The 24079-nt window shown below is 61.0% G+C and carries 19 protein-coding genes and 1 tRNA gene; 5 read left to right on the top strand and 15 right to left on the bottom strand.

Going from position 1 to position 24079, the window contains the following annotated elements; translation table 11 throughout:
- Positions 1–323: 323 nt before the first annotated feature.
- The 4 genes from JGZ97_RS15455 to JGZ97_RS15470 all read left to right on the top strand — a co-directional run bounded on the left by JGZ97_RS15455 (position 324) and on the right by JGZ97_RS15470 (position 4907).
- Positions 324–506: a hypothetical protein gene (locus tag JGZ97_RS15455; RefSeq protein WP_207063599.1), complete on the top strand. Its 183-nt coding sequence runs from the start codon at positions 324–326 to the stop codon at positions 504–506.
- Positions 507–1013: 507 nt separating this feature from the next.
- Positions 1014–1532 (top strand): hypothetical protein, encoded by a 519-nt coding sequence (locus JGZ97_RS15460; RefSeq protein WP_207063600.1) that lies wholly within the window; start codon positions 1014–1016, stop codon positions 1530–1532.
- Between the two features lie 386 nt (positions 1533–1918).
- Entirely contained in the window at positions 1919–3301 is a 1383-nt protein-coding gene (locus JGZ97_RS15465) for a DNA polymerase (protein WP_207063601.1), read from the top strand.
- The gene (locus JGZ97_RS15470) at positions 3288–4907 is read left to right on the top strand and encodes a hypothetical protein (protein ID WP_207063602.1); all 1620 of its coding nucleotides are present in this window, start codon (positions 3288–3290) and stop codon (positions 4905–4907) included. Before JGZ97_RS15465 ends, JGZ97_RS15470 begins: the two co-directional genes overlap by 14 nt.
- Positions 4908–5126: 219 nt before the next feature.
- Here JGZ97_RS15470 and JGZ97_RS15475 read toward each other — a convergent pair.
- The 14 genes from JGZ97_RS15475 to JGZ97_RS15540 form a co-directional block, all read right to left on the bottom strand.
- A tRNA-Ile gene (locus JGZ97_RS15475) sits at positions 5127–5203 on the bottom strand.
- Positions 5204–5337: 134 nt separating this feature from the next.
- Entirely contained in the window at positions 5338–7956 is a 2619-nt protein-coding gene (locus JGZ97_RS15480; protein WP_207063603.1) for a tetratricopeptide repeat protein, read from the bottom strand.
- 67 nt (positions 7957–8023) lie between these two features.
- Positions 8024–8500, bottom strand: coding sequence for a hypothetical protein (locus tag JGZ97_RS15485; protein ID WP_207063604.1), 477 nt, complete (start codon positions 8498–8500; stop codon positions 8024–8026).
- Between the two features lie 18 nt (positions 8501–8518).
- Positions 8519–9454: a hypothetical protein gene (locus JGZ97_RS15490; protein ID WP_207063605.1), complete on the bottom strand. Its 936-nt coding sequence runs from the start codon at positions 9452–9454 to the stop codon at positions 8519–8521.
- Positions 9455–9716: 262 nt separating this feature from the next.
- On the bottom strand, positions 9717–12014 hold the full coding sequence (locus JGZ97_RS15495; protein WP_207063606.1) for an OmcA/MtrC family decaheme c-type cytochrome: 2298 nt from the start codon (positions 12012–12014) through the stop codon (positions 9717–9719).
- A 42-nt stretch (positions 12015–12056) separates the two neighbouring features.
- The gene (locus tag JGZ97_RS15500) at positions 12057–14147 is read right to left on the bottom strand and encodes an MtrB/PioB family decaheme-associated outer membrane protein (protein ID WP_207063607.1); all 2091 of its coding nucleotides are present in this window, start codon (positions 14145–14147) and stop codon (positions 12057–12059) included.
- 15 nt (positions 14148–14162) lie between these two features.
- On the bottom strand, positions 14163–15101 hold the full coding sequence (locus JGZ97_RS15505) for a DmsE family decaheme c-type cytochrome (protein WP_207063608.1): 939 nt from the start codon (positions 15099–15101) through the stop codon (positions 14163–14165).
- A gap of 96 nt (positions 15102–15197) precedes the next feature.
- Positions 15198–15752 carry a NapC/NirT family cytochrome c gene (locus JGZ97_RS15510; RefSeq protein ID WP_207063609.1) on the bottom strand — a complete coding sequence of 185 codons (555 nt, stop codon included), beginning with the start codon at positions 15750–15752 and terminating at the stop codon, positions 15198–15200.
- A 28-nt stretch (positions 15753–15780) separates the two neighbouring features.
- On the bottom strand, positions 15781–16107 hold the full coding sequence (locus JGZ97_RS15515; protein WP_207063610.1) for a c-type cytochrome: 327 nt from the start codon (positions 16105–16107) through the stop codon (positions 15781–15783).
- 311 nt (positions 16108–16418) lie between these two features.
- Positions 16419–16847: a YqaA family protein gene (locus tag JGZ97_RS15520; RefSeq protein WP_370584082.1), complete on the bottom strand. Its 429-nt coding sequence runs from the start codon at positions 16845–16847 to the stop codon at positions 16419–16421.
- Entirely contained in the window at positions 16847–17512 is a 666-nt protein-coding gene (locus JGZ97_RS15525) for a gamma-glutamyl-gamma-aminobutyrate hydrolase family protein (protein WP_207063612.1), read from the bottom strand. Before JGZ97_RS15525 ends, JGZ97_RS15520 begins: the two co-directional genes overlap by 1 nt.
- A complete protein-coding gene (locus JGZ97_RS15530; RefSeq protein WP_242521824.1) occupies positions 17485–18486 on the bottom strand; it encodes an amidoligase family protein in 1002 nt (333 codons plus the stop codon). The genes JGZ97_RS15525 and JGZ97_RS15530 overlap by 28 nt, the downstream gene beginning before the upstream one ends.
- Before the next feature lie 31 nt (positions 18487–18517).
- Complete coding sequence (gene nhaA, locus JGZ97_RS15535) at positions 18518–19903, bottom strand: Na+/H+ antiporter NhaA (RefSeq protein WP_207063613.1); 1386 nt, start codon at positions 19901–19903, stop codon at positions 18518–18520.
- Between the two features lie 87 nt (positions 19904–19990).
- Positions 19991–20245: a GrxA family glutaredoxin gene (locus JGZ97_RS15540; protein WP_207063614.1), complete on the bottom strand. Its 255-nt coding sequence runs from the start codon at positions 20243–20245 to the stop codon at positions 19991–19993.
- Between the two features lie 197 nt (positions 20246–20442).
- Between JGZ97_RS15540 and JGZ97_RS15545 the strand changes: the two genes are divergently transcribed.
- On the top strand, positions 20443–22095 hold the full coding sequence (locus tag JGZ97_RS15545; protein ID WP_207063615.1) for a cation:proton antiporter: 1653 nt from the start codon (positions 20443–20445) through the stop codon (positions 22093–22095).
- 98 nt (positions 22096–22193) lie between these two features.
- Here the strand turns inward: JGZ97_RS15545 and rpoD are convergent, their stop codons facing one another.
- Complete coding sequence (rpoD, locus tag JGZ97_RS15550; RefSeq protein ID WP_207063616.1) at positions 22194–23999, bottom strand: RNA polymerase sigma factor RpoD; 1806 nt, start codon at positions 23997–23999, stop codon at positions 22194–22196.
- Positions 24000–24079 lie beyond the last annotated feature (80 nt).

The following is a 24079-nucleotide window of genomic DNA, read 5'->3' on the forward strand; positions in this document are numbered from 1 at the left end:
AGGGGTGAAAACTGAAACGACTGTGGTAACATTTTGCTCACGGCTGTAGCTGCGTGGAAGTAGGCTCGACACCAACAACCATAAGGCTTTCAGCCGTTTCTGTTTACCCCTTCATGAAAAATGCGGGTTAGTTGGGGAACATAGGAAAAGCCGAAGCCTCTGATGGGCTTCGGCCTTCTGCTAAGTCTTCATATCTGTTTGTAAGGAGTGTTGTTGCGGGAGGGAGGTTTGGGTGGTCATACAGTGGGCGTCGGTGGTGAGTGGTGTTCTTCAACACAGACAAAGCCAGCGTATGCAAGTTAGTAAGATCAACGCTGAAAAGGGTGAAGGTGAACCTGCCGGGTCCGCTTCTCGACCACGAGATGCGTTATCTCTTGGGCTCGGAGCAGCGCATTGGTGTCGGCAATCAATTGAACCTTGAGCATGGTGTGCTGATCCAGCAGGTCGTCGGTTCGGTTGGCGCGGTTGTCAGCAGCCTCCGGTTCATGGCCGGGGTGTGGTGTTGAAATGGGGGTAGTTGACCCTCCGCTACCGGTATGGGGCGGTGCTGCAGCCGTCTGACCGAATGGATCGTTTGTCCGAGTGGTCTGTTCGGAGTGTTTGATGAGAATATCTAATCTATTTCCGGGTGATCCATTACTAACTCCTGGCTGAGATCTGGGAATGGGGGGGAGCCCTTCTCCTTGGTAAAACAGTGCTGAACTGTTTTACCAACCTTCTCCTTGGTTTTTTCTTTCGGCACGGTTTAAGCGCTCAGGACGGGCCTTAAACGGTGTCGCCAACCATTGACGCTGTGCTAGATAAGTTGTTGTATACTAGCGAATAATGATTAGAAATTCCCGTTTTGCGGGAGTCTGAGGTGGGTATAGCATATTCATCGTTGCAGGCCGTTCTGCTGCAACCAACACTATCAATCAGCAAGACAGGTAAAGGGTAGCCCTCGGCATGACTGCACGTGCTTCGTCTAAGGTTGCCAAGCTCTTACTCTGTCTTATGAAAAAGGAAAGATGAATATGTCTGATGTATCTGCATACCGACTGGAAAGAACATCCACAGCCAATAACGATACGGCGGGTGTGACCGACTACTACGTGGGGAGGCCTAACAATCAGGAATTCTTCCGCACCACTGATGAGTTCTTTCCCGCCTTGACCCTTCGACATGAGTCGACAGGTCAAACCTACCTCATAAACCCCGAACTGCGCAGAGAGCTGGAGGAAGAGGGGAAAGAGGTGCAATTGGTCCCGTACCAGACCAAGGAAGGTAAGAAGGGGTTGTGGCCTATCTCAACCTTCGACTGTAGCTGGACCCGGTCTGCGCTGGAGCATGCTGAACGGGCAACCCGAGAATGGATTCGTGTAAAGTCCTGCCGTGAGGAGGAGCGATATACTGCTCGATCAGCTATTGGCAACCTCCCAGAGCCGAACTGGACTGATATGGCTGTTGAGGAGATCGTCGCTAAGGCCTTTGCAGGCCGCCTGATCGACTCAATGGACCATCCGATCATTCGGCAGCTGCGCGGCGAAGCCTAATGAACTTCGACGGCTTTACTGAGATCTGGGTGCTCGCGGCCACACGCCAGCGGCAGGGTGGGGGCGTCCCTCGCCCCCTGTGCCTTGTTGCGAAAGAGCTACGGGGTGATCGTGAGATCCGGATCTGGCTGAATGATCCCCACCAACCCCAGCGCTCCCTAGTGCTGGGAGAAGGCTCAGTAGTGGTGACCTACAGCGCCACCGCTACACTGAGCTGCCTTCACGCCATGGGGCTGCCAAAGCCCCCCCATGTCCTTGACCTGTACGCTGAATATCGTGTTCTAACAAATGGGCACTCGGACACTCGTACACATGGTTCAAACGGCAAAGTCGATGACTGTGCCACTCCGTTGGCATCAGTCATGGCTGTGTATGGCGAGTCGATGATGAGCGCAGTGGACAAGGAAGAGGTACGCGCACTCGCGAAACGTGGCGGGCCATACGGTGACGTGGAGAAAAGTACTCTCCTTGACCATTGTGCCTCGCAGGCGGATGCGATCAGTCGCCTACTGCAGCGCATGGTGGCTGAGATCGATATCCCCCGCGCGCTACTTAGGGGACGGTATATGTCGGCTCTTACGCAAGTAGAGATGGCAGGAGTCCCCATCAACACTGATCTCTTACAGCTCCTGCGTGACCACTGGGAAGGGCTGCGTCCGTACCTGATCGACAAAGTTAACCCTCAGTATGAGGTGTTTCAGAACGGTCGTTTCGATAGTGGTCGTTTCTCTTGTTATCTGAAAGATCAAGGCATCGATTGGCCTCGAACACCGACAGGGTGTTTAAAGGTTGATGGTGACACTTTCTCCGACATGGCTAAAGCATACCCCCAGCTTCGACCACTAAAGGAGCTGCTGAAGGTGCTTGGCAAGCTTCGTTTAGAGAAGCTGCATGTAGGACCAGATGGACGCTGCCGTACTTCTCTCCGGCCGTTGATGACAGTGACGTCACGCAACGCGCCAAGTACGAACCGCTTCCCCTTCGGCCTAGCCAAGCCCTTCAGGGCGCTGATTAGACCTGAAGACGGACATGGGTTGGGTTACGTCGACTACCAACAACAGGAGTTCGGCATTGCCGCCAGCCTTTCGGGCGATCTGGCAATGCAGGAAGCCTACCGAAGTGGAGACCCGTACTTGGCCTTCGCCAAACAGGCTGGTGCGGTTCCTGAAGAAGCCACTAAACATAGCCACTCCAATCAGCGATCACTCTTCAAGGCGACCGTACTGGGGGTCCAGTACGGGATGGGGGTAGAGAGTCTTGCGCGTCAGATTGGTTGCACGCTGATCGAAGCAGAAGCCTTGCTTGAACAACACAGGCATGTTTACCACCGCTTCTGGGGGTGGCTCGAAAACGTCGAACATCACGCCCTGGAAACCGGTCAACTCCAGACGGTCTACGGATGGCGGATGCGGGTGTCGGCGAAGACCAAGCCTCGAACCATAATGAACTGGCCGATGCAGGCCCATGGAGCAGAAATGCTTAGGATCGCCACGATCCTCTGCGTGGAGGCTGGCATCAAGGTCATCGCTCCCGTCCATGACGCCCTTGTCGTTGAGGCCCGACTGGACCGTCTGTCCGACACAGTCAGGCTAACCCAGCAGCTCATGAAGGAGGCCAGCTGCGACGTGCTGCCTGGCTTCCCTCTCCGCACAGACGCAGAACAAATCGAATCGCCAAACCATTTCCCCACTGACGGTGATGGAGAGCTTTGGGCTCTGATGATCCGTTATCTGGAACAGCAGCAGGACACTAACCATGACAGCAACTGAATCATCCAGCGCGGTCGATCAGGAGGCCGCAACAGTATCATCCAGCTCAGGGGACACGACCGACCAAAAGCCATCCCCGGCACAGATGGCCGTCGACCTAGCATCTGAACAAGCGCAGTTCGGGCAGGACCCCAATCGTCGCTGCTGGGCGGTGATCGATACTGACGGTAAGCGCGACGCGCTGCCGTTGGACTCCTCGGAGTTCCAGGACTGGCTCAACTACGCGTTCTACCGGCATCATGGACGCATCCTTTCTCAGAACGCCTTGAAAGAGGCCTGTAGCGTCTTGCGTGGCACCACCATGGCGGAGGGGCAGCGCATAGAGATCTCACTGCGTGTTAAACAGGATGCTGGTGAACTGCTGACCATCGACCTCCAGGACGAGCGCAGCCAGGTCGTCCAGCTAACCCCAGGCAGTTGGTCTGTTGTCGGGGCTGATCAGAGCCGACACCTGTTCTATCGAGCGCAGGGGATGGCGCCGCTACCGATCCCCAACCCAAAGGGCGATATTGAGAGGCTTCGCCCGTATCTCAATCTAGAAGATCAGAAGCAGTTCTGGCTGCTGGTGATAGCGGTAGCCTTCATCCTGACGGGGCGTGGGCCCTTCCCGATCCTGCTTTTCATCGGTGAGGCGGGTAGTGGTAAGAGCGAGGCTGCACGTATGGTTCGTGCACTGGTTGACCCAAGCCGAGTACCCTTGCAGACGGCTCCGCGCACTGATCGGGATGCCATGATCGCCTGTAGCAACATGTTGATGTTACTTATCGATAACGCCCGCCCCTTCAGTGCGAAGGAGTCGGACCTGTTAGCCCGTCTTTCAACGGGTGGTGGGTTGCGCACAAGGCGTCTCCGCAGTGATGCACAGGAGCAGTTGTTCGATGTTATGGCCCCCGTGCTGGTTACGGGTATCGAGGACCTGTCTACCCAGCCTGACTTAGCGGACAGAGCCGTGGTGATCCCCTTCAAACGGATTGGGGATGCTGATCGCAGGACTCAAGAGGAGCTCAGCCGTCAGTTCAAGGAGGACGCGCCCTATATATTGGGTGGGCTTTTGGACCTGATCGCGGGTGCCTGGGCTTTCATGCCTACGCTGAAGCCCGACCGCCTGCCTAGAATGGCTGACTTCGGCCGCTTCGGGCTGGCAGCAGAACAGCACCTTGGGCTGGCCGAAGGTGCGTTCATGGCGCTGTACGGGAATAGTCAGCGTCAGGCTACCAGTGGCATGAGCGAGACAGATCCGTTGCTATCAGCGCTGCTCGACTTTACGGAGCACTTGAATGGTGAATGGGTTGGGACAGCGCAGCAGTTGTTGGACCTCTTGGTATCACGCGTGCAGCCCGCTGTTACACGGCAAAGAAAACTATGGCCAGCCAACGCCCGTTCGTTCGGAATCAAGTTGCGCTCGCTACGTCCCGTGTTGGCGATACACGGAGTGGAGTTCGAAAACTTCAGCTCCGGTGGTAGACGTTTGAGGCTGACGGTAAACCGTCCCAATGACGCGGAGGCCGGCACCGCTGAGGCGGATAGTGAACAGCTGGTACAGCGCGGGACGGGGGATGGCAACATCCTTGACTTCCGTTTATCAGATGCTTCCAAGGTGAGCTGACCCCTATGGTTCCCCGCCTCTTGGTGGGGAGTTCTCTGGCTGCAGTCGCGACGGCAAGGAAAACCTTAGGCTGTGGCGTGGGTAACCACTGATCCTTGATCTATGGGGATCATTCGCAGGTGCCGGCCATGGACCGGAGACCCTTGGACGGGGGCTTTTTCACGGCGGAAAACGGGAATGTTGAGCTTGCGTTTTCCCTTACGCTTCAAGGGAAAGGAGTGGTGGGCCCAGCAGGACTCGAACCTGCGACCAAGGGATTATGAGTCCCCTGCTCTAACCAACTGAGCTATAGGCCCTAAGAGGAGGGCGGATTATAGCTAGTGCCAGGGAACAAGCCAAGAGAGTGCCATCGCCAGTTGACGGGCGGAGGCGCTGTTTTGTTGTGCCTGTGACGCTAGGGAGCTGCGTTGCGGCAGGCCCTCTTGGGCTTTCACTGTTTGAGGGTAAGCTCCTGAAACAGGCTGGCTGCGGCCTCTTTTTCAGGGAAATTACTGGCTAGCCAGGGGCTGAGTATGGCGTGCGCGGCTTTTTCCTGACCGTTGCGGGCGAGGGCGACGGCATAGTGGAACTGGACCGACGGGTCGCTCGGCAGGCGTTCGGCGGCTTGGTTGAGCAGCTCGAGGGCCTCGTGGTGGCGCTCGGCGTGGAGAAATATCCAGCCTGCGGTGTCCTGAATGGAGGGGGTGTCGGGGCCCAGGGCGATGGCACGTTCGGCCGCTGTTGTTGCCCGCGGGTCAGACTGCTGCAGGTAGAGCCATGCGAGGTTATTCCAGGCGATAGGGTTCGTGGGTTGCTTCTCGGTCGCCTGTTCATAGGCCGTGACCGCGGCGGAAAGCTGGCCGGTCTGATGGTGAAGGTGGGCTTTGGCGATCAAGGCGGCAGCATCCTGGGGGAATTGCTGGGTATGCTGCTCAAGGAGCTCGAGCGCTTCTTGTGGCTGCCCACGGGAGAGCCACAACCGGGTGATTTTGCCCAGCACCCGTGCGTTCGGTTTGGCTGCATAGCTGTCCAGATAGGCCTGTTCTGCGGAGTTAAACTGCCCGGAAGCTGCGAGCGCGTCGCCTCGGATCAGGGTTACTTCGGGCTGGCTTTGTGCCTTGGCGGGGAGGGTGTCCAAGACGGAGAGCGCCTGTTGCGGGCTGCCTTCCGAGAGAAAGATGGTTGCCTTGGTCAGGTGGCCGGGGACGAAGTCGGGGTGTTGCAGCAGCAGGGCGTTGACGTAACGATCGGCGGCGCGTTGGTCCTGCTGGCTCAACGCCAGTTTGGCCGCGGCAAGCTGAAACTCGGCCCGGTCGGGAAATCGGGCTGCTGCCTGCTCCAGAGCCTCGCTCAGCGCCACCCACTGGTGGGCGCGCTCCAGCACGCTGAGATAGAAACGGGTGGCCGCTAAGTCGTTAACGCGTTGCTGCTGGAAGCTTTTGGCAATACTGAGCGCCTGCTCCGACTTATTTTGTTGAAACAGCAGGTTGGTATAGCCGCTTAACGGGTGGATATCGTCTGGCGCCGCCTGGATGGCGGCTTGGTAAAAGTCTTCCGCGGCGACGAGGTCGTTTTCACCGAGGGCGAGCTGGGCCTTTCCCAGCAGCGCGGGAACCGAGTGCGGCTCGAGCACTAGCGCCTGGTCGAAGTGGTGTATCGCTCGCTCCCCGTTTTCCAGTCGCGTTTCGAGGCTGCCCGCGAGCAGGTGGTAGAGCAGCGGCGCTGCCTCGGCGTTCAGCCGCTTGGCGAGCAGTTGCCGCGCTTTTTCGGCGTCCCCTCCTACCAGATAAGCCCGGACTAACAGCATGTCCGTGCTGGGGTCTGCGCCTGCTTCTGCCAGTGCCTCAAGGCGTTGAATCGCGGCTTGGTGCTCGCCACTGAGATACTCTGCCAGGGCGAGCGGGCGGGCCACGGCCGGCTTGGCATCGAGCGCCAGTGATTGGCGAAAGGCGTCCACGGCTGCGGAGGGGGTGCCCTGTTTCAAGCGGATGGCGCCCAACAGTGCCCGGGCGTCGGCATCGGCGGCCTCTTCAGTGAGCAGGGGTGCCAGGGTCTGTTCCGCGATCTCAAGTCTTCCCTGCTGTCGGTGCAGCTCGGCCAGAATCAGGCGCGCCCGGCGGTCCTCGGCGGCGGTCGCCAGGTGACGGGTGAGCTGCTGTTCCGCCAGGGCCGTGTTGTCCAGCGCCAAGTTGGCTAACGCTGAAAGCAGCAACAGTTCCTCGGGGGAGCGTAGTTGAGCCAGCAATGGGTCGAGGATGGTTTTGGCTTCCTGGGGGTTGCCTTCCTGTAGATGCAGCAGGGAGGAGAGCGCCAGTGCCCGCGGCCAGTTTGGGACAACCCGAAGGAGGTGGTCCACGGCCTCTCGTGCCTGAGCCTGCTGGCCTTGCAGCAAGTGTGCTCGTACGTTACCGAGGAGCGCCAGAGGGGCTTCGGGCTGCATTTCCAACGCAGCGCTGAAGGCCTCGAGGGCCTTTTCCGGCTGGCGCTTGAGCAGGTAGGCTTCACCGGACAGGTACTTGAGGCGGTAGCTGTGTTGATCGGCGGGCATCGCTTTCACAATCCCCAGCGCCTTGGCGCCCTGGTGTTGCCTGATGGCCACGGTTGCAAGGCCCGCCAGCGCCTGGGGCTCCTGGGTCAGCGTCCAGGCCTGTTGGTAGGCCTGCTCGGATTGCTTGAGCTCGTCCGCGGCGTAGTGGATGTCGGCGAGAATCAGCCAGTGCTGGCTGGCCAGTTCCGGATCGGGAGGGGGTGTCCTGCCCAATATCTGCCGGGCCGCCTCGGCGTGCCCCAGCCCCACCTGGCTTTTAGCCAGTGCCAGGGTCAGGCGAGGTCCGTTTAACCCGAGACTCTGGGCCCGTGAAAGCTCTTTTTCGGCGGCGGGATAATCGCCCTGGGCCAGGTGGATTTCCCCGAGCAGCTGCCGCCCGGCCGCGTGGGCCGGCTCGCGGCTGAGCAGGCGCTTCAACTCGGCCGCCGCCGCTGCAAGCTCGCCCTGTTGGTTATAGCGTTGGGCCGTCTCGAAAGCGGTTTCGGCATGAACCTCCACCCCCGCGAGAAGCAGGGTAATCAAGAGTGCAGCTGCCGCTTTGCTTGAGGTGAAGGCCATCATCGCTGGTTTTGGGGTAGGTCACCCCCGCTTAACGGGGGGAAAAGCGGGCGCTGTTTTCCGCCAGGTAGTTCATGACCGGGGTGGTATGGCCCTGATAGACGCGGAAATATTTTCGCAGCATTTCGTTCGCTTTGGCGTTTTTAATCGCTAGCAAGCCTTTTGCCGCCATGACCTTCGCCGTTTCACCGGTCTCTGGCTCCGTCAGGGTGCGGTTGAGTGCAGGTGCCTGGGCTCCACACGCCCGGCAGGCGTTCAGACGGTGCATCAGCATTAGCCCCGTGTTCCATTCGATAAGCTGGCTGTCGACAAGGGCTCCCAGTTGGTTGGCCTTGACGCCACTGTCGGCCGGATCGGCTTTCAGTGCCTGGAAGAGCCCTTCTTCGCCGCCGTTGTAGTAGGCGATTTCAAGGTCATAGAGGGCTTGCTGGTCGTCAGCGTGAGCGCCTTGGATGCAAAGGCACAGGAGTGCGATTAGCGTCGAGAATAGTTGAAGGTGCTTTTTCATCGGAGTGCTCCTTGCGTATCAGGGGTAGGTGACGTCGCCAACGATGGCCCGCGTGTCCGGGGCCTCTTGGATCAGTGAGCCCTGGAAAGTGCTGACAACGGTTCCCTCCTTGTAGACCTGAATCACGAAGTCGGCATTGGCCGCCCCCTCGAAATAGGTGACCCCGAAGGAGAACCTGCTGCTGGTGGCAAGGTTGGCCAAGCTGCCATCCGGCCAGATGGCTATTTCAGGCCCGCGGCCGTCTCCTTCGCCCCAGCCGCCGCGGTCATCGGCATTGATAAAACCACCGAAACTGTCCGGCCCCAGCGCCAGATCGCCGGTAATGGAGCGCTCCGAGGTGGTGATGGTTTCGCCGGCGGGGTTGGTTACCCAGATATCGATGTCGGGGCCTTCTCGTTCTGGAGAGCCCTCGCTGTTGTAAACCCAGGTGAGCACCACCGCCAAGTCGCCCGTGGTGGGGTCCGGGTCAGGATCGCCGAGCCCCAGGGTGGGGTCGGTTGCATCGCGAAAGGGGCCGAGGCACTGGCTGCCGAGTAAAAAAGAGCCGGTTTGCGTATTCTGGTAATCGCGAATGCGGGCATAGTAGGTCCCGGCGCGCACGGAGGCCTGGAGGCGGCAGTTGCTGCCCTCGCCCCCGGTATCGGCGCTGGCCAGGGGCAGCCCCTGGCTGTCTAGCAGGTAACAGTAGCCGTCGAAACCGGCATTTTTAGAATAGAGGATGATCTCCGCATCGGCGGGTACCACCAACTGCTCAAAGAAGCTCTGTCCGGCCTGGTTGAGCTGCCCTCCTTTCTCCACCGCGACGTCCGGACAGGCAACTTGGCGTTGGTCTGCATCGAGTAGCGTCGGGGCAGTCGGAAAGTTACTTCCGCCTCCGCCGCCGCCACCGCCGCCGCCACCGCCGCCGCACCCTGCGATAGCCACTGCCACACAAGCGATCGTCATTCGGTCCATGAAACTCCGCTCCTTATCGTTAGATAATCGACCACTAATATCCAGTAGCATTAACCATAGACGCTAAAAAGCTGAGATTCCGCAACGAATCAATATTCAGGCTGCGTCACGGCATTCTCCGTGGGGGGAAGGCGAAGTCGGGGCTGGTGTGTTGAGAAACGGAAAGGGCTCGGCGACAAGCCCGCGCTGAGAGCGGGGTGAGAAGACAAACAAAAAGGCCAGGTGGGAAACACCTGGCCTTTTGGTTAGAGGTTGCGAACGCTTACCTCAGGGTGTGCACCGTATCGACGCCGAACTCACTGCCGATAGCGTGACAGACCGCACAGGACTCGAACTTGTTCGCTTCATCGAAGGTGGCGGCATGGAACACGGCGCCGTTCTGGATCATATGATCCACCAGTGCCTGCTCAGTCGCATCCAGCGCTTCGGTGCCGGTATTGTCCGTGTCGATATAGCCGGGGAAGCCAGGGTCAATGTGTCCCAGCGGCGCGCTCAAGTGACAGCTGCCGCAGACCACGGTGGTCGGGCTGATAAAGACCGTACCTCCCTGGCCATCGCTGGCGGTGGACGCCCGGAAGTTCTCCTGCGGGGGCAGGTCGAACTGGGTTGCGCCGTGACAGGCGATACAGTTGTCCACGTTGTTGGGGAAGGCGTCCACCTCGACGTCAACCGGGTCGAGGGCGTCTCGATCCAGCGAGGAGTGCAACCGGTGCACGTGACGCTTGAGGTCGCCCAGGCCGCGGAAGCCCACCCGGGTGGCGTTGTGACAGGTCTTGCACTGCCGCAGGTCGGTGGCGGCGTGGTGGAAGTGCTTGTCGCCGTGGCAGTCCTGACACTCGTCCAGGCTGGCGCCGACGCGGTCGTAGGCGTTGGCAGGATCTGCCACGGTGCCATCGCCGTTGAAGGTGGTGAAGACCGGGGTGACGTCTGCCTCGCCCACGTCGATACCGCTGCTGTCACAGCGTACGACGGTGCCGTCTGCTTCGTTGAAACAGACGATGGAGTCGACGGTGGTGACGGTGATGGTGTCAGTGGCCTGAATGCCGGCCAGCGGGCCGCCGGTCGTGACGCAGGTGAAGCGGCCGCTGCCGTCGTTGGCCGGGGTACAGTCATTCAGATCCACTTCGAAGTGGTTGAGCTGGAAGCCGGTGCCGTCGTCCCAGTTGATGGCGAGGGCGCCGTTATCCGGGCCGTGGGTGTACTTTCCGAGCTTGGCCCCTGCATCGGTGTCGAGACCGCCGGAAATCAGCTCATCCACCGGCACGCCTTCCAGGGTGAGGATGACATCGATGGTAACGTCTCCGGCGCCGTCAATCGCCAGGCTAGCGGTGTCGGGGGTGACCACGAACTCGTCGCGGGCCGCTTCCTTGAAGGCGAGCACGCCGGTGTGGTTGATGGGCACAGGGGCAACGGAACCGGAGGTGCCATCGCCGTGACAGCGGGTACACTCGCTGTTGGGCTGAGCGCCAGCCGGGTGGTTGGTGCCGTCGGCAAAGTTGACATCGTCGTGACAGGCACCACAGGCTTCTGCACTGGGGGCCGTGCGCCAGTTGGAGGCCTGGGGCGTGTCGGCGTTGCTCTCGGCGTGGCAGGCGTTACAGTTGCGAATATCCTGCGGGAAGCCGATTTCGCTGTAGTCGTGCTCGTTGTCGCGGAAACCCCAGATGGTATAGGGGTTGAGGATTTCGTCGGTCACCGGATCGCGATCAATTTCACCATCGCCGTCCTGGTCCAAGGAGGGCAGGTCACGGCCGCGGTGGATCTTGTGGACCATCACTTTGAAGTCGACGGTATTGCCGCTGTTGGCGTCGGTGGAGCCGGGGTTGTGGCAGGTGACGCAGTACGCGGTGGCGATCCGTGCGGTACCGTGAAGTTCCAGCTTGCCGTGACAGGCGTTACAGACGTCCTGGGTGACGATATTACGCTGGGTCAGGTTGGTGGTGGCGCCGTCGGAGGGGCGCCAGTCATGAACCTCGTTGGTGGCCGGCAGCCCGCCGCCTAACTGGAAGCCTACGCGGTGGGTGAGGCTGGGGTCGAAGGTGACCGCCACGGGGGCGGTGACTTCCCTGAGGTTGGTCACCAGCGTGTAGCTGTAGGTGCCGTCCCGGTTGTCGGTAAAGGTGCCGCCGGCGCTGGCGCGCTCGAAGGTGGCCTGAACCTGATCCACGGTGCCGGGGCCGACATCGTCGGCGGGGTCCGGGGCTTCCTCAACCACATTGATATAGCTTTGCCACTTGGTGGATTCGCCGTCAGCGGTTGCCTCTTGCAGCTGGGCGACGGTGAAGCGAATGTCGTTGGGGTCGAGGCCGACAAAGCCGTTGCCCAGGCCGTCAAGAATCTCAAACTCCACGGTGAGGGTACCATCCGCGGCGACGGTGGCGCGGTTAATGGAGGCATCCACCGTCTCCGGAATTTCGGAATTGGCTGCCGGCCCCGGAGGGCCTACGGGGCCAACGGCGCCGTCGTCGCCGTCGTCGCTACAACCACTGAGCGCGACGGTGGTCGCAATGGCCAGGCTGGTAAGCCAGCCCCGCCAAGCAGGTCTATGTTTTCTGTCCATGGTCTTTTCCTTCTCTGCTTTTATGGGCGGGCGGTAACGCATTTACCAGCCGCGGTAGTAATAGGTGAGCCCGATAAAGTGGTTGGACTCGCGGGAATCCTGGCTGACGCGGGTCTGGTCGTAGCCCGTATGGTTGTTCCAGGTCCAGTCGTCGTTCTCGATGCGCTCGTACTGGTAGTCCAGACGCAAACCCTGGTTGCCCCAGTCATCCAGCGGGTATTCGGCAAACGCCCTGAACTGGAGCGTCTTGTACTCGATGGTGGGCAGGCTGCCGGCGGGGGCGAACTGGGCATCGCTGGGGGCATCGATGACCGACATGTCGAAACTGCTGTCATCGTTGCTGTACTGCAGCTTGGCCCCGACCTTGATTTCATCACCTGTCAGCCCTTCGATGCCAAGACCAATGGCCCGGCCGAGGTCGCGCTGCTCGCCGGACCACGTCTGCTCGGAGCCGGTGTAGGAAGCGGCGAAATCGCCACTGGTCAAATCCTGCCAGCCGTGGGTTGAGGTATCGAGGGTGTAGTCACGCCAGGAGACCCAGCCGTTGATCCGCCACTCGTCGTTGAGCTGGTAGGCGCCGTCCAGCGAGAGCAGCAGCTTGTCGCCGTCCCGAGGGCCCAGGGGCTGGCCGTCGTACTCGTCCTGGGAGAACTCCGTCAGCCACTGCAAAGAGAGCTGTTCGCTGGCGAACCAGTCGAGCATCAGGCGAATCTGGTCGCGCTCGCGGTCGGCAAACTGGATGGAGTTGACGAAATCCTTGGCTACCGGCGTGGTCAGCAGGGTGCCTTCGGCGATGCCGCTGCCAGGCTTCCAGCCGGAGCCGTCCCGGTCGGCGTGGAGCAGTTTGACGGACCCCTGCAGGGTGTCAGAGAGGGTCTGGCGGGCACCGACGTGCAGGGTGAACTCCTGGTTGTCGTCTCGCCGCGCCATATTGGGATCATCCACCTCCGAGTGCTCACGATCCTCGTACTCCAGACCGCCGCTAAGGGTGGTGCCAGGCTTGAGGCGGTAGGTGGCGTCCAGGGATCCGTTGAGGCTGGAGCGGGAGGTGAGCTGGTTGACCCGTCCGGAGGTGATGATGTACTGGACCTGAGGGGTCTTGTCGTCACGGTCCATGTAGCGCAGCTTGCCGCGCAGGGTCAGCTCCGGCAAAACACGGGAGACCAGTCCCAGGTTGATGCGGGTGGTGGCCACCTCGCCGCCGAGGTCGTCGCGGAAGTTGAATGGGTTGCTCTGGTAGAAGTCCTCGTCCTGGTGGTCTTCCTGGTAGGCGATATGGAGCGAACCCCGGGTCTTGTCGGTGAACGCGTAGCCGCCGTCCAGGTAGAAACGGTGAGAACTGTTGTCAGGCGCGGTGGCGGTCTCCCGCGGAGAGGCCGAAGGATCGACCGATGAGAAGTCGAGGGTGACCACCTCGGTGGGGTTGTCGAACAGCGACAGCAGGTAACCGCCCTGCAGCTGCAGGCGGTCGGTGACGTAATCGAGGCTGGCGATCAGCTCCTGGGTGCGGTAGTCAATGGGTTCTACCAGGAAGAAGGACTGAATGTCGCTGCCGACGGAGGCGGCCGTGCCCCAGTTACGCTCGCCCTCCTTGCGCTCATGGCGATAGGTCAGGTTGAAGTCGAGCTCTGATGTCAGTTTGCGTCCCATACCCAGCTTGAAGTTACGCCGTTCCTGGGAGAGCTCGATAGAGCGCAGATTGCCCGTGAGGCGCTGTTGGTCGCTGCCGGTTCCGCGCAATCCAGTGCGGTAATCGTAAGGGTCGCGGGCGTCCAGCTGGTCAAATTCGATAAAGTAGTTCCACTGCCCCTGGCGGTTACGCTCGTAACGCAGGGAGCGGCTACTCAGCCCAACGCGGCGTCCGTCGACCCGGGTCCAGGTGCCGGTTTCGTCGTCCCGTTGGTTGATATCGAAATCGAGCAGCAGGTGGAAGCCACTCTCCTCATGGCCGTTGTAGCGGCCCAGCTGTTTAAGGTCGTCGCTGCTGTAGCCCAGCCCGGCAGATACGCTGCTACTGGGGGTGCTGAGCAGGCGCACCTCTTCCAGTTCGTCATCCTGAGCGGTGGCGGCGCCGGCAACCAGGCCGAACAAGCAGGCTGAAAGCGGCACGATGCCTTGTTTGAACGCTGTCATCATCCTTCCCCCCCGCTAGTTACGCAACGACCGCGAACCGACATTGCCGGTCGGGCTGTTTGAGCCATGGATGTTGGTATGGCAATTGGCGCAGGCGCGCCCGGTGGTGAGCCTGCCGTCGTCGCTGGGCGGCAGACCGCGGTGGGCGTCGCCCTCGTGACAGTTCTGGCAGAGCATGGGCATGCGCAGCTTGAGCATGCCGTCGATGTTGGAGCCGTGGGGCTCGTGACAGTAGCCGCAGTCTTCGCTCACCGGTTCGTGATTCCAGATGAAAGGACCGCGCTTTTCGGCGTGGCACTGGTAGCAGGTGTCCACCACCGAGGTGCGCACCAGGCTGTTCTCGCTGAGGGAGCCGTGGGCGTTGTGGCAGTCAGCGCACACCACCTTGCCGATCTCGACCGGATGGCTGCTGAACTTCTGCATCTCCATGCGCTGCTCCTTGTGGCATTCGAAGCAGACCTCGGGTTGTGTCTCCCGGTCCCGCACCTTGTCGTGGGCGGTATGCAACTGGTGGCAGGAGCTGCAGGCGACGTCATTGGCGCTGTGGGCGCCGATCTGCCAGTGGATCTGCTGGCCGCCCTGGTGACAGCTGAGGCAGGCCTCGTTGCGGGCGCTGACCGGGGTGGTGGAGCTGTCGCCGAACCGAATGTCGGTCAGCGGGCGGGTATCGGAGGTCTCGGAACCGTCCAGGTGGGCCTGGCTCTCGCCGTGGCAGCTGGTGCAGTTGGGCGTTCGGTCATCGGCCCGGACCCCGTGGGCGGTCTTGCCGATGGAGAGCACGGGGTAGTACTCGTACTCGTCGTGACAACGGGTGCAGATTTCATCCCCGTTCAGCACCAGGTCACCGCGGCCGTGTTCATCGGCGATCACCGTCGGCGGTAGCGCAAGGCCTCCCAAAAACAGCATCAAGGCCGCCACTTTCGACAGCCCTCCCCTCCATTCCCATCGACTCATGGGGCGTCTCCACATCGGTTTTTCTTTTCAGTAAGCTTGCGCCCGACCGGGGCGCAAGCGGCTCCTTCATTATTATTTTTTAGTCTTGCGCTGGCCTCAGAGGTCCTCGGGGGCTAGTTCCCCTTCGGGCTCGTAGTGGGCAATGGCGAAGTGACAGTCGATACAGGTCTTGCCCTCGGCAAAGCCCTTCTCGTGCTTGTCGGGGGTGCCTTCTTCCTGCTGTTCCGGGTCCATGGCGTCCACGTTGTGACAGTTGCGGCACGCCTGGGAGTCGTTCGCCTTCATCCGCTTCCACTCCCGCACCGCCATCTCGTAACGGTGTTCCTCGTATTTCTCCGGCGTGTCGAGCTTGCCCATCATGTGATAGACCAGCTCCTTGGTGGCCAGGGTCTTGCGCCAGATTTTCGGAAAGAACTCCTTGGGGACATGGCAATCGGGACAGGTGGTGCGATTGCCGGTGCGGTTCAGGTCGTGAATGGTTTCGGTGTACTCGGCGTAGGCGTTATCCCGCATCTCGTGACAGGAGATACAGAAGGACTCGGTGTTGGTGAACTCCAGCGTCGCGTTAGCTACCACTACGAGGCCGGCGCCCACCAGCGCCGCCACGACGAGCCCGAACAGGCCAAATTTACGGTTGAATCGTATTGCCATCTTCGCTTCCCCGATCTGCCCCTAGGGCTTAATTGGACAGGATCCAGTCGATCACTTCTTTGAGATCCTCTTCGGAGTCGGCCTCAAACTGCTTGTGTTTCTCTTTTTTGCCGTCGACCTCGATCTCCGGCGAACTGGTGAGGTGGGTGCGCAGGGCCTCAAAGGGGTTCTCTTCATCCTTGTACTTGGCGGCGATGTCCTTGATGGAGGGGCCGTCCTTTTCCCGGGAAATGGCGTGGCACTTGAAGCAGTCCTGCTTTTTCATCTCTTTGCGGACATTGAGGGCGAAGGCTTCAACGGAAACGCCAGAGACCACGAGCGCCAGGGTGGCGGCGATGAGTTTGGATGAGCGCATGGCAATGCTCCTTGGTAAATCTGAAAATGGTATGGCTCAGTACAGGAAAGCCAACTTTTTGGAGTTAAGCAAATTCGTATCTGTGGATTTTTGCTTTCTCGAATTCCACAGATTAAAAAATTCCCTTATAGGGTAGATACTTATCCCTCGTTTGGCTAAGGGGTTTGTAAAAAAAGCGATTCAGATCAATAGATTTGCATCTTTCGTGTCGGTGCGGGCGCGAAGCTTTTCGCGTAATGAGAATTAATGTCAAGACCGCTCGTGCTCCATTTGAGCAGGGTATGGTTTTAATGGAGTCTTTGGCGCCTGTTTTAAAAAGGCGACCACTGCTCCACGTAGACCACCGAGATATAACGCAGCCCTTTGCCAAGCCCCACGAGCAGCAGAAACAGTGAAAGCCGCACCCGCATGATGCCGGCGATCAGGGTCAGGGCGTCGCCGCCCACCGGCAGCCAGGCGAACAGCAGGCTCCAGAAGCCGTAGCGTTGAAAGCTGCGCTGGGCTTTTTCGATCTGCTCCGGCTTGAAGTAAAACCAGCGGCGGTTTTGAAAGTGCAGCAGGTAACGCCCCAGCCACCAGTTGACCACTGAACCAAGGGTGTTTCCGAGGGTGGCCACCGCCACCAGTGCAGCGGGGTCGCCGCCTTCGCGTAACAGGGCGAACAGCAGCACCTCCGAGTAGAAGGGAAGCAGGGTGGCGGCCAGAAAGGCGGATCCGAACAGCAGCAGGTAGGAAGTGATCATCTGACTTTGTGCAACAACCAGCGAAACAGGGCGTATTGGGAGGGAAGATAGAACAGGTACTCCGGGTGCCATTGCACGCCCAGGATGGCACGACCCCGGCCGCACTCAACGGCCTGGGTGATGTCATCCAGGTCGCGACCGACCACCCGTAAGCCCTCGCCGGGGCTGTCGATCGCCTGGTGGTGCAGGCTGTTGACCCGCAGTTTGCGCCGGCGGCACAGCGCCGCCAGGTCGGAGTCGGCGGCGAGATAGACCTGTTTGGTGGGGAGCAGGCCCGGCCGGTTGTAGGTGAGCTGGCGCATGTCGCGGATGTCCTGGTGCAGATCCCCACCCAGCACCACGTTGATCAACTGCGCGCCGCGGCAGATGCCCAGGAGCGGGATATTCTGTTCAAGCGCGTAACGGATCCACTCGATTTCCAGCAGGTCGCGGCTTGGATCGGTGCGCACCTGGGCGTTGATGTCGCCATCGTAGTGCTCGGGGCTGATGTCGTCGCCGCCGCCGATTACCAGTGCGGCCAGGGGCTGCTCGTCGGGCTGGTGGCGAACGCTGATTCGCACCGGGTTGGCGCCGGCTAGGCTGAGGGCAACCCGGGTGCACCACCAGGACGGTGACCAGCGCCGGGCATTGCCGGTTACACCAACCCGTGGTCGTTCAGCCATGAGGCCATATACTCCTGCCAGGTTCGACGGTTGACGCCCAGTACCGGGCGCCACTGACTTATAAAAGACCGGCTCAGGCGGTCGAGCTCAGCGGGACGCTGGGCCAATGACTCCACTACCCACCAACGGTTCCATTCATCCGCCAGCGACCACCCCGGGCGCTCCACGTGACTGTTGGGAAGGCGGTAGTGAAACGCCGGTCGGGCCTTGACCTTGGGATCGTCAACCTCCAGGCGCACTTGTTGAGCGTCTATCTGGGTCAGCAGGGGCAGCAGGTCCAGGCCGCGGTTGCGGGTTGGGTTGTGGGTCAGGTAGTCGCTGATCAAGCGCACCATGCTTGGGGGACGCTCGCTCAGCAGGGCCTTGAGGTAGCTGTCAGGGTAGAGATCGATGTAGGGGCTGATACGGCGGGCCAGGTCCAGGGCGTGGGCCTCGGCCAGCCACCATTGCAGCAGGGCGAAGCTGCGCAGGTAGTCGTGCAGCGCGTTGACGTCGAGGGTCCCGATTTCCGGGTTGATATGAACACCGTAGGCGGCAATGGGGGAGTCATCGGTCCCCTGGGCGCCGGCCTGGCGTAGCCCTTCGACCAGGGCATGTAAAGCGGGAAGCTGGTCCAGTGGAAGGGGCGGGCAGACCACCTCGAGGGGGACCACGAGGTGAGCGGCCTGGCTGAGCAGGTCGGTCCACTCCCGGTCGCGCTCACCGTTTTCGGCTTCGGCCGCGGTGCGCTTCAGGTAGTCCCAGTCCAGCTCGATATTGAAGGTGCCCAGTCCCTCTACTTCCAGGTGCCGCTCGGCGGAGGAGCGGGTGTGGAGTTTCCCCCCCAGGGCCCGCTGCAGAATGCTGGCCGTCTCCTCCAGGCTAAGACCGGTAAATTCCAGTTCAAAGCCCACCCGGCGCATTTTCCCGTCGGCCGTGTGGGTGATGGGCGGCATGCGAAAGGGGGCGGGATGCTGCTCCTGTGTCAATGTCATCTCCTCGCCTGGGTGCGTGAGGCAGCCAGGCCTAGGGGGTGGATGGGCTGTCTCGGTGACGGGCAAACCAAACCAGCCAAAGAGCCCCGAGTGCGCCGGCTGCAAACGTGCCGCCTAGGATGCCAACCTTGGCTTGCGCCAGCAACTCAGGGTTTTGACCGAATGCCAGGGTGGCGATAAACATGGACATGGTGAACCCCATGCCGCCGACCAGGGCCATGCCCCCCACGTGGCCCGGCAGAACGCCCTCGGGCAGCCGGCCGAGGCCGGTCCAGATTGCCAGCAGGCAGCCGCCCAGGATCCCGACAAACTTACCCAGCACCAGGCCCAGGCCGACGCCAAGGGTCGCTGGTGCGGCCAGGGCGCTGAGCAGCTCTTCGCTGGTCAGGCTCAGCCCCGCGTTCGCCAGGGCGAAGAGGGGCAGCACGAATAGCCCGACCGGGGTTTCCAGGGTGCGCTCCCAGCGTTGCAGGGGGGTGGTGGCCTGATAGGCGGTGTTCTCGATCTCTTCGATCAGCTCGTGGGCTTCGGCATCGCCCAGGATCGGCGAGCGTGGCTCGCGTTTGTCATCGACGCGCGAGAGCAGTTTTTTGATCCGTTTCATGAACTGCCGATGGCCGTGGCTGGGGCTGGCGGGCACCGTCAGTGCCGCCAGTATGCCGGCAACCGTGGTGTGCACACCGGAAAAGAGAAAGGCGGCCCACAGGGCAGCGCTCATCAAGGCATAGGGCCAGGCCCGGCGGATCCCGGCGACGTTGAGCAGCAGCATCAGCACCAGAGCCAGGCTGCCGCTGCCGAGCAGCGACCAGTCGACGGTGTCGGTGTAAAACAGGGCGATCACCAGCACCGCGCCCATGTCATCCACGATGGCGATCGCCACCAGCAGGGTGACCAGGCCGGGCGGAACGCGCTTGCCCAACAGCACCAGCACCCCCAGGGCGAACGCAGTGTCGGTGGCCATGGGAATTCCCCAGCCCTGAAGCGCGGGAGCGTTGCTGTTCAGTGCCAGGTAGACCAGGGCCGGTGCGGCCATGCCGCCGATGGCGCAGCAGATCACCAGCAGGCCGCGGCGTGGATCCTGGAACTCACCGGCCAGAATTTCCCGCTTCATTTCCAGCCCCAGGATAAAGAAGAACAGGGGCATCAGGCCGTCATTGATCCAGTGGCTCAGGGACTTTTCGAGTCGGTAATCGCCCAGGTAGACGCCAATTGGCGTATGCAGGAGCGCGGAGAACGCCTCGGCGTAGGGAGAGTTGGCCAGGGCCAGGGCCGCCACCATGCAGGTGAAAAGCAGCAGGCTGGAGGTGGTCTGGTCGCGAAGAAAGGCTTCAAAGGGAACCCGGATGCGTTCCAGGGCATGCTCCAGCGGGTTCGTGGTTTCATCCGGTTGAGGGCGCTCAGGGGATGCCGGTGACACGGTGGGCTCCTGTGGATCGAGGGCGATCTGATCGCCCCGTACCCTTTTAACCCTAGCAGTTGCCCCAGGGGGCGCAAGAACGCGCCCTTACTGCTGCGCCAAAATCCCCTGTTCGTTCAGGAACTTGACTAGGTCTTCGTAACCGCCGATGTAGTCCTTGCCGCAGAAGATCTGGGGCACCGTCTGCACCGCCTTGCCGACCGTTTTTTCCAGGTCCGCCTGGCTGATCCCCTCCTGGTGGATGTCAAAGTAGGCAAAGGGCAGGGACTGCTGTTCACAGAGCTCCTTGGCACGGCGGCAAAAGCCGCAGCCTTCACGACCGAAAATGGTGATGCGTTCCATGAATAGCTCCTCTGGGGTGCATGAATGTGGCCTTGCCGTGTGGCTCGTCCGGCGAACCAGCATAGACCCGGGGTGGGGGATTTGTCCAAACGCCGTGCCCCGGGCTGGCGATACCCGTTCATACCGCCTGCGGCTTTGGTTAAGATAGCCTGCCAGCGGATACTTGGCCGCACCCTCTTTGAGTCAACAAGGTGACCATGGATAACATTATTACCCTGATCCTGATCTGCGCGGCCGCTTCCCTCGCGGTGAACGTTATTCTGAAAAAGTTCGAAGTGGAGTCGGTTATCGGCTACATCCTGACCGGCATGGCGGTGGGGTTCGCCTTCGATCTGCAGCACAGTCACAGCCTGGAGGTAATCGCCGAGTTCGGCATTGTGTTTCTGATGTTTACCATCGGTCTGGAGTTTTCTCCCGCCAAGCTGCGGCTGATGAAAAAGGAGGTCTTTGTGTTCGGCCCGCTGCAGTTGGTCGGCACAGCGCTTCCCTTTTTCATGATCGGCCACTGGCTGCTGGGGCTGTCGGTGCAGGTGAACCTTATTGTCAGTCTGGCGCTGGCGCTGTCCTCCACGGCGATTGTCCTTAACCTGCTGACCAAGAGCCGGAAAATCAGCGGGCGTTACGGCCGCAACGCGGTGGGCGTTCTGCTATTCCAGGACATCGCCGTTATCCCGCTGCTGCTGATGGTCTCGATCTTCGCCAGCACCCAGGAAAGCGTGCCCGCGCTCTTGCTGGAAGTCCTGATCGACGGCGTCGTCGTGTTTCTGCTGCTGTTTCTCGGGGGGCGGATCCTGACGCCTCATGTCATGGAGCAGGTGATCGGAACCCGCTCCAACGAGCTTTTTGTCGGCGGCATCCTGGTGTTTGTGGTCGGTGCCGCGCAACTGGCCCACGGGCTGGGCTTTTCTTATTCCCTGGGGGCTTTTCTCGCCGGCATGGTGATCGCAGAAACCCAGTACAAGCACCAGGTCGAGGCGGACCTGACCCCCTTTCGCGACCTGCTGCTGGGGGTGTTTTTCATTACCGTGGGGATGCAGGTCAACCCGGTGTTCGTCATCTCCAACCTGCCGGTGATCCTGGCGGTGATGGCCGGCCTGCTATTGATCAAAGCGTTGATTCTGTTTGCCATCATGCGGCTATTCAACGGTACCCGCACCTCCGTGAAAACGGCGCTGCTGCTCTCCCAGTGTGGTGAATTCTCGTTTGTTATCTTCGAGACCGCCCAGGTCAACGGACTCTTCATGGACCCGAAGCTGGGGCAGGTGCTGATCATGGCCATTGTCCTGACCATGATGCTGACCCCATTCCTGTTCCGTTACCTGGACCGGATTACCTCGGCGCTGGTGAAGGGGCCGAGCAGGCGTCAACCGCGGCATGAGGAAGAGGAAGATGAAACGCTTGATGCCGGCGATGCCGAGCGCGTGGTGGTCTTCGGCTTCGGCCGGCTGGGCCAGCGGGTGGCAGCCCACCTGGATGCGGCGGATCTGCCTTACCTGGGGGTGGAGCATGATGGGGCGGCGTTCAGGGAGTGCCGTGAGCGCGGGCTGCCGGTGGTTTACGGTAACGCCGGCCAGCAGCAGTTTCTGCAACAGCTTCACGTGGAGCAGGCGCGGGCGGTGGTGATCGCCATGAGCAACGAGCCGCGTATTTTGCAGGTAGCCCAGGCGCTGCGGTCCGTGGCGCCGCGGGTGCCGGTGGTGGTCTGCGTCTCCAGCCCGGCGTTGCGCGAAGAGCTTGCGGAGCTCGGTGTTGAGGTGCCGATCGATAGCCTGGAGCAGACCTCCGTGGCGCTGGCCGACGCGGTGGTTGCGCTGGAGGCGCTGCAGGCGCCGGCGCCGGTGCGGGGCTGAGGCGCCATCCGGCGTTGAGGCCGGGGGGCCCCGGTCTGAGCAGAAACAAAAACGCCCGCGGAGCGGGCGTTTTTGTCTAGGGGGCTGGGCGCTAAGCCTTAGTCGTCGATAAAACCGCGCAGGTGGTCAGAGCGGGTGGGGTGGCGCAGCTTGCGTAGCGCCTTGGCCTCGATCTGACGGATCCGCTCCCGGGTCACGTCGAACTGTTTGCCGACTTCCTCAAGGGTGTGGTCGGTGTTCATGTCGATGCCGAAGCGCATCCGCAGTACCTTGGCTTCGCGGGCGGTGAGACCGGCCAGTACGTCCTTGGTGGCTTCACGCAGCCCCTCGCCGGTGGCGTTGTCCACCGGTGAGTGGATGGAGGTATCCTCGATAAAATCGCCCAGGCTCGAATCCTCGTCGTCGCCGATGGGGGTCTCCATGGAGATCGGCTCCTTGGCGATCTTCAGTACCTTGCGCACCTTGTCCTCGGGCATCTCCATCCGCTCGGCCAGCTCCTCGGGGGTGGCTTCGCGTCCCATCTCCTGCAGCATCTGGCGGGAAATCCGGTTGAGCTTGTTGATGGTCTCGATCATGTGCACCGGAATCCGGATGGTGCGCGCCTGGTCGGCGATGGAGCGGGTGATCGCCTGGCGAATCCACCAGGTGGCGTAGGTGGAGAACTTGTAGCCGCGGCGGTATTCGAACTTGTCGACCGCCTTCATCAGGCCGATATTGCCCTCCTGGATCAGGTCCAGGAACTGCAGGCCGCGGTTGGTGTACTTCTTGGCGATGGAGATAACCAGACGCAGGTTGGCCTCCACCATCTCCTTCTTGGCGCGGCGGGCCCGGGCCTCGCCGATGGACATGCGGCGGTTGACCTCTTTGATCTCCGCCAGGGTCAGTCCCACGGTTTCCTGCAGGGTGTTCAGTTTGCGCTGGGCGCGCAGCAGCTCAACCTTGCTGGCGGTCAGGCGCACGCCGTAGGGGCTTTCCTTGCTGCACAGGGACTCCACCCACGCGGTGTTGGTCTCATTGCCGGGGAAGCTCTTGATGAACTCCCGACGATCCATTTTGCCGCGCTGAGTGCAGATCTGCATGATGGCCCGCTCTTGGGCACGGATATTTTCGACGGCGCTGCGGACATCATTGACCAAGCTGTCGAACATGCGCGGCACGAGCTTGAGCGGTGCAAAGAGTGCTGCCAGTGCGGCAAGCTCTTTTCCTGCTTGCTTGCTGTCGCGGCCGTGCTTCTCGACGGCCTGCGCGACCTTTTTGTGTTGCGCGATGATCTCGTCAAAGCGGCGCTTCACTTCCTCGGGATCGGGGCCGCGGTCGCCGTCGTCATCACCCTCGGCGTCGTCATCATTGCTCTGGGAGGCCGCCGCCGGTTTTTCGTTTTCATCGTCGTCGGGGTCGATAAAGCCGTTGAGGACATCGCTCAGGCGCCCCTCTTCCTCCTGGGAAGCTTCGTAGGCGGCGAGCACCTCGGGCACGGCGCTGGGGAAATAGGCCAGGGCGGACATGACGTCACGCAGGCCCTCTTCGATGCGCTTGGCGAGCAGAATTTCGCCTTCCCGGGTCAGCAGTTCCACGGTACCCATCTCGCGCATGTACATGCGCACCGGGTCGGTGGTGCGGCCGGCATCGCTTTCCACCGCAGCCAGGGCTGCGGCAGCCTCTTCGGCGGCGCTGTCGTCGGTGGTGTCACCCTCGGTGACCAGCAGATCCTCGGTGTCGGGGGCTTCCTCACCAACGGAAATCCCCATGTCGTTGATCATGCGGATAATGTCTTCCACCTGATCGGGGTCTGAGATATCTTCGGGCAGATGGTCGTTGACCTCGGCGAAAGTCAGGTAGCCCTGCTCCTTCCCTTTTGCGATAAGCTCTTTCAAACGGGATTGCTGCTGTGACGTGTTCGACATGTGCCCTATAGCCTAGTCTGAGGTTCAAAAAAATAGCCGCATATTATAGACGCGTAGCGGCCGGATATCCATAGAAGAGG

The organism is Motiliproteus sp. SC1-56 (assembly GCF_017309075.1).
Classification (GTDB): domain Bacteria; phylum Pseudomonadota; class Gammaproteobacteria; order Pseudomonadales; family Balneatricaceae; genus Motiliproteus.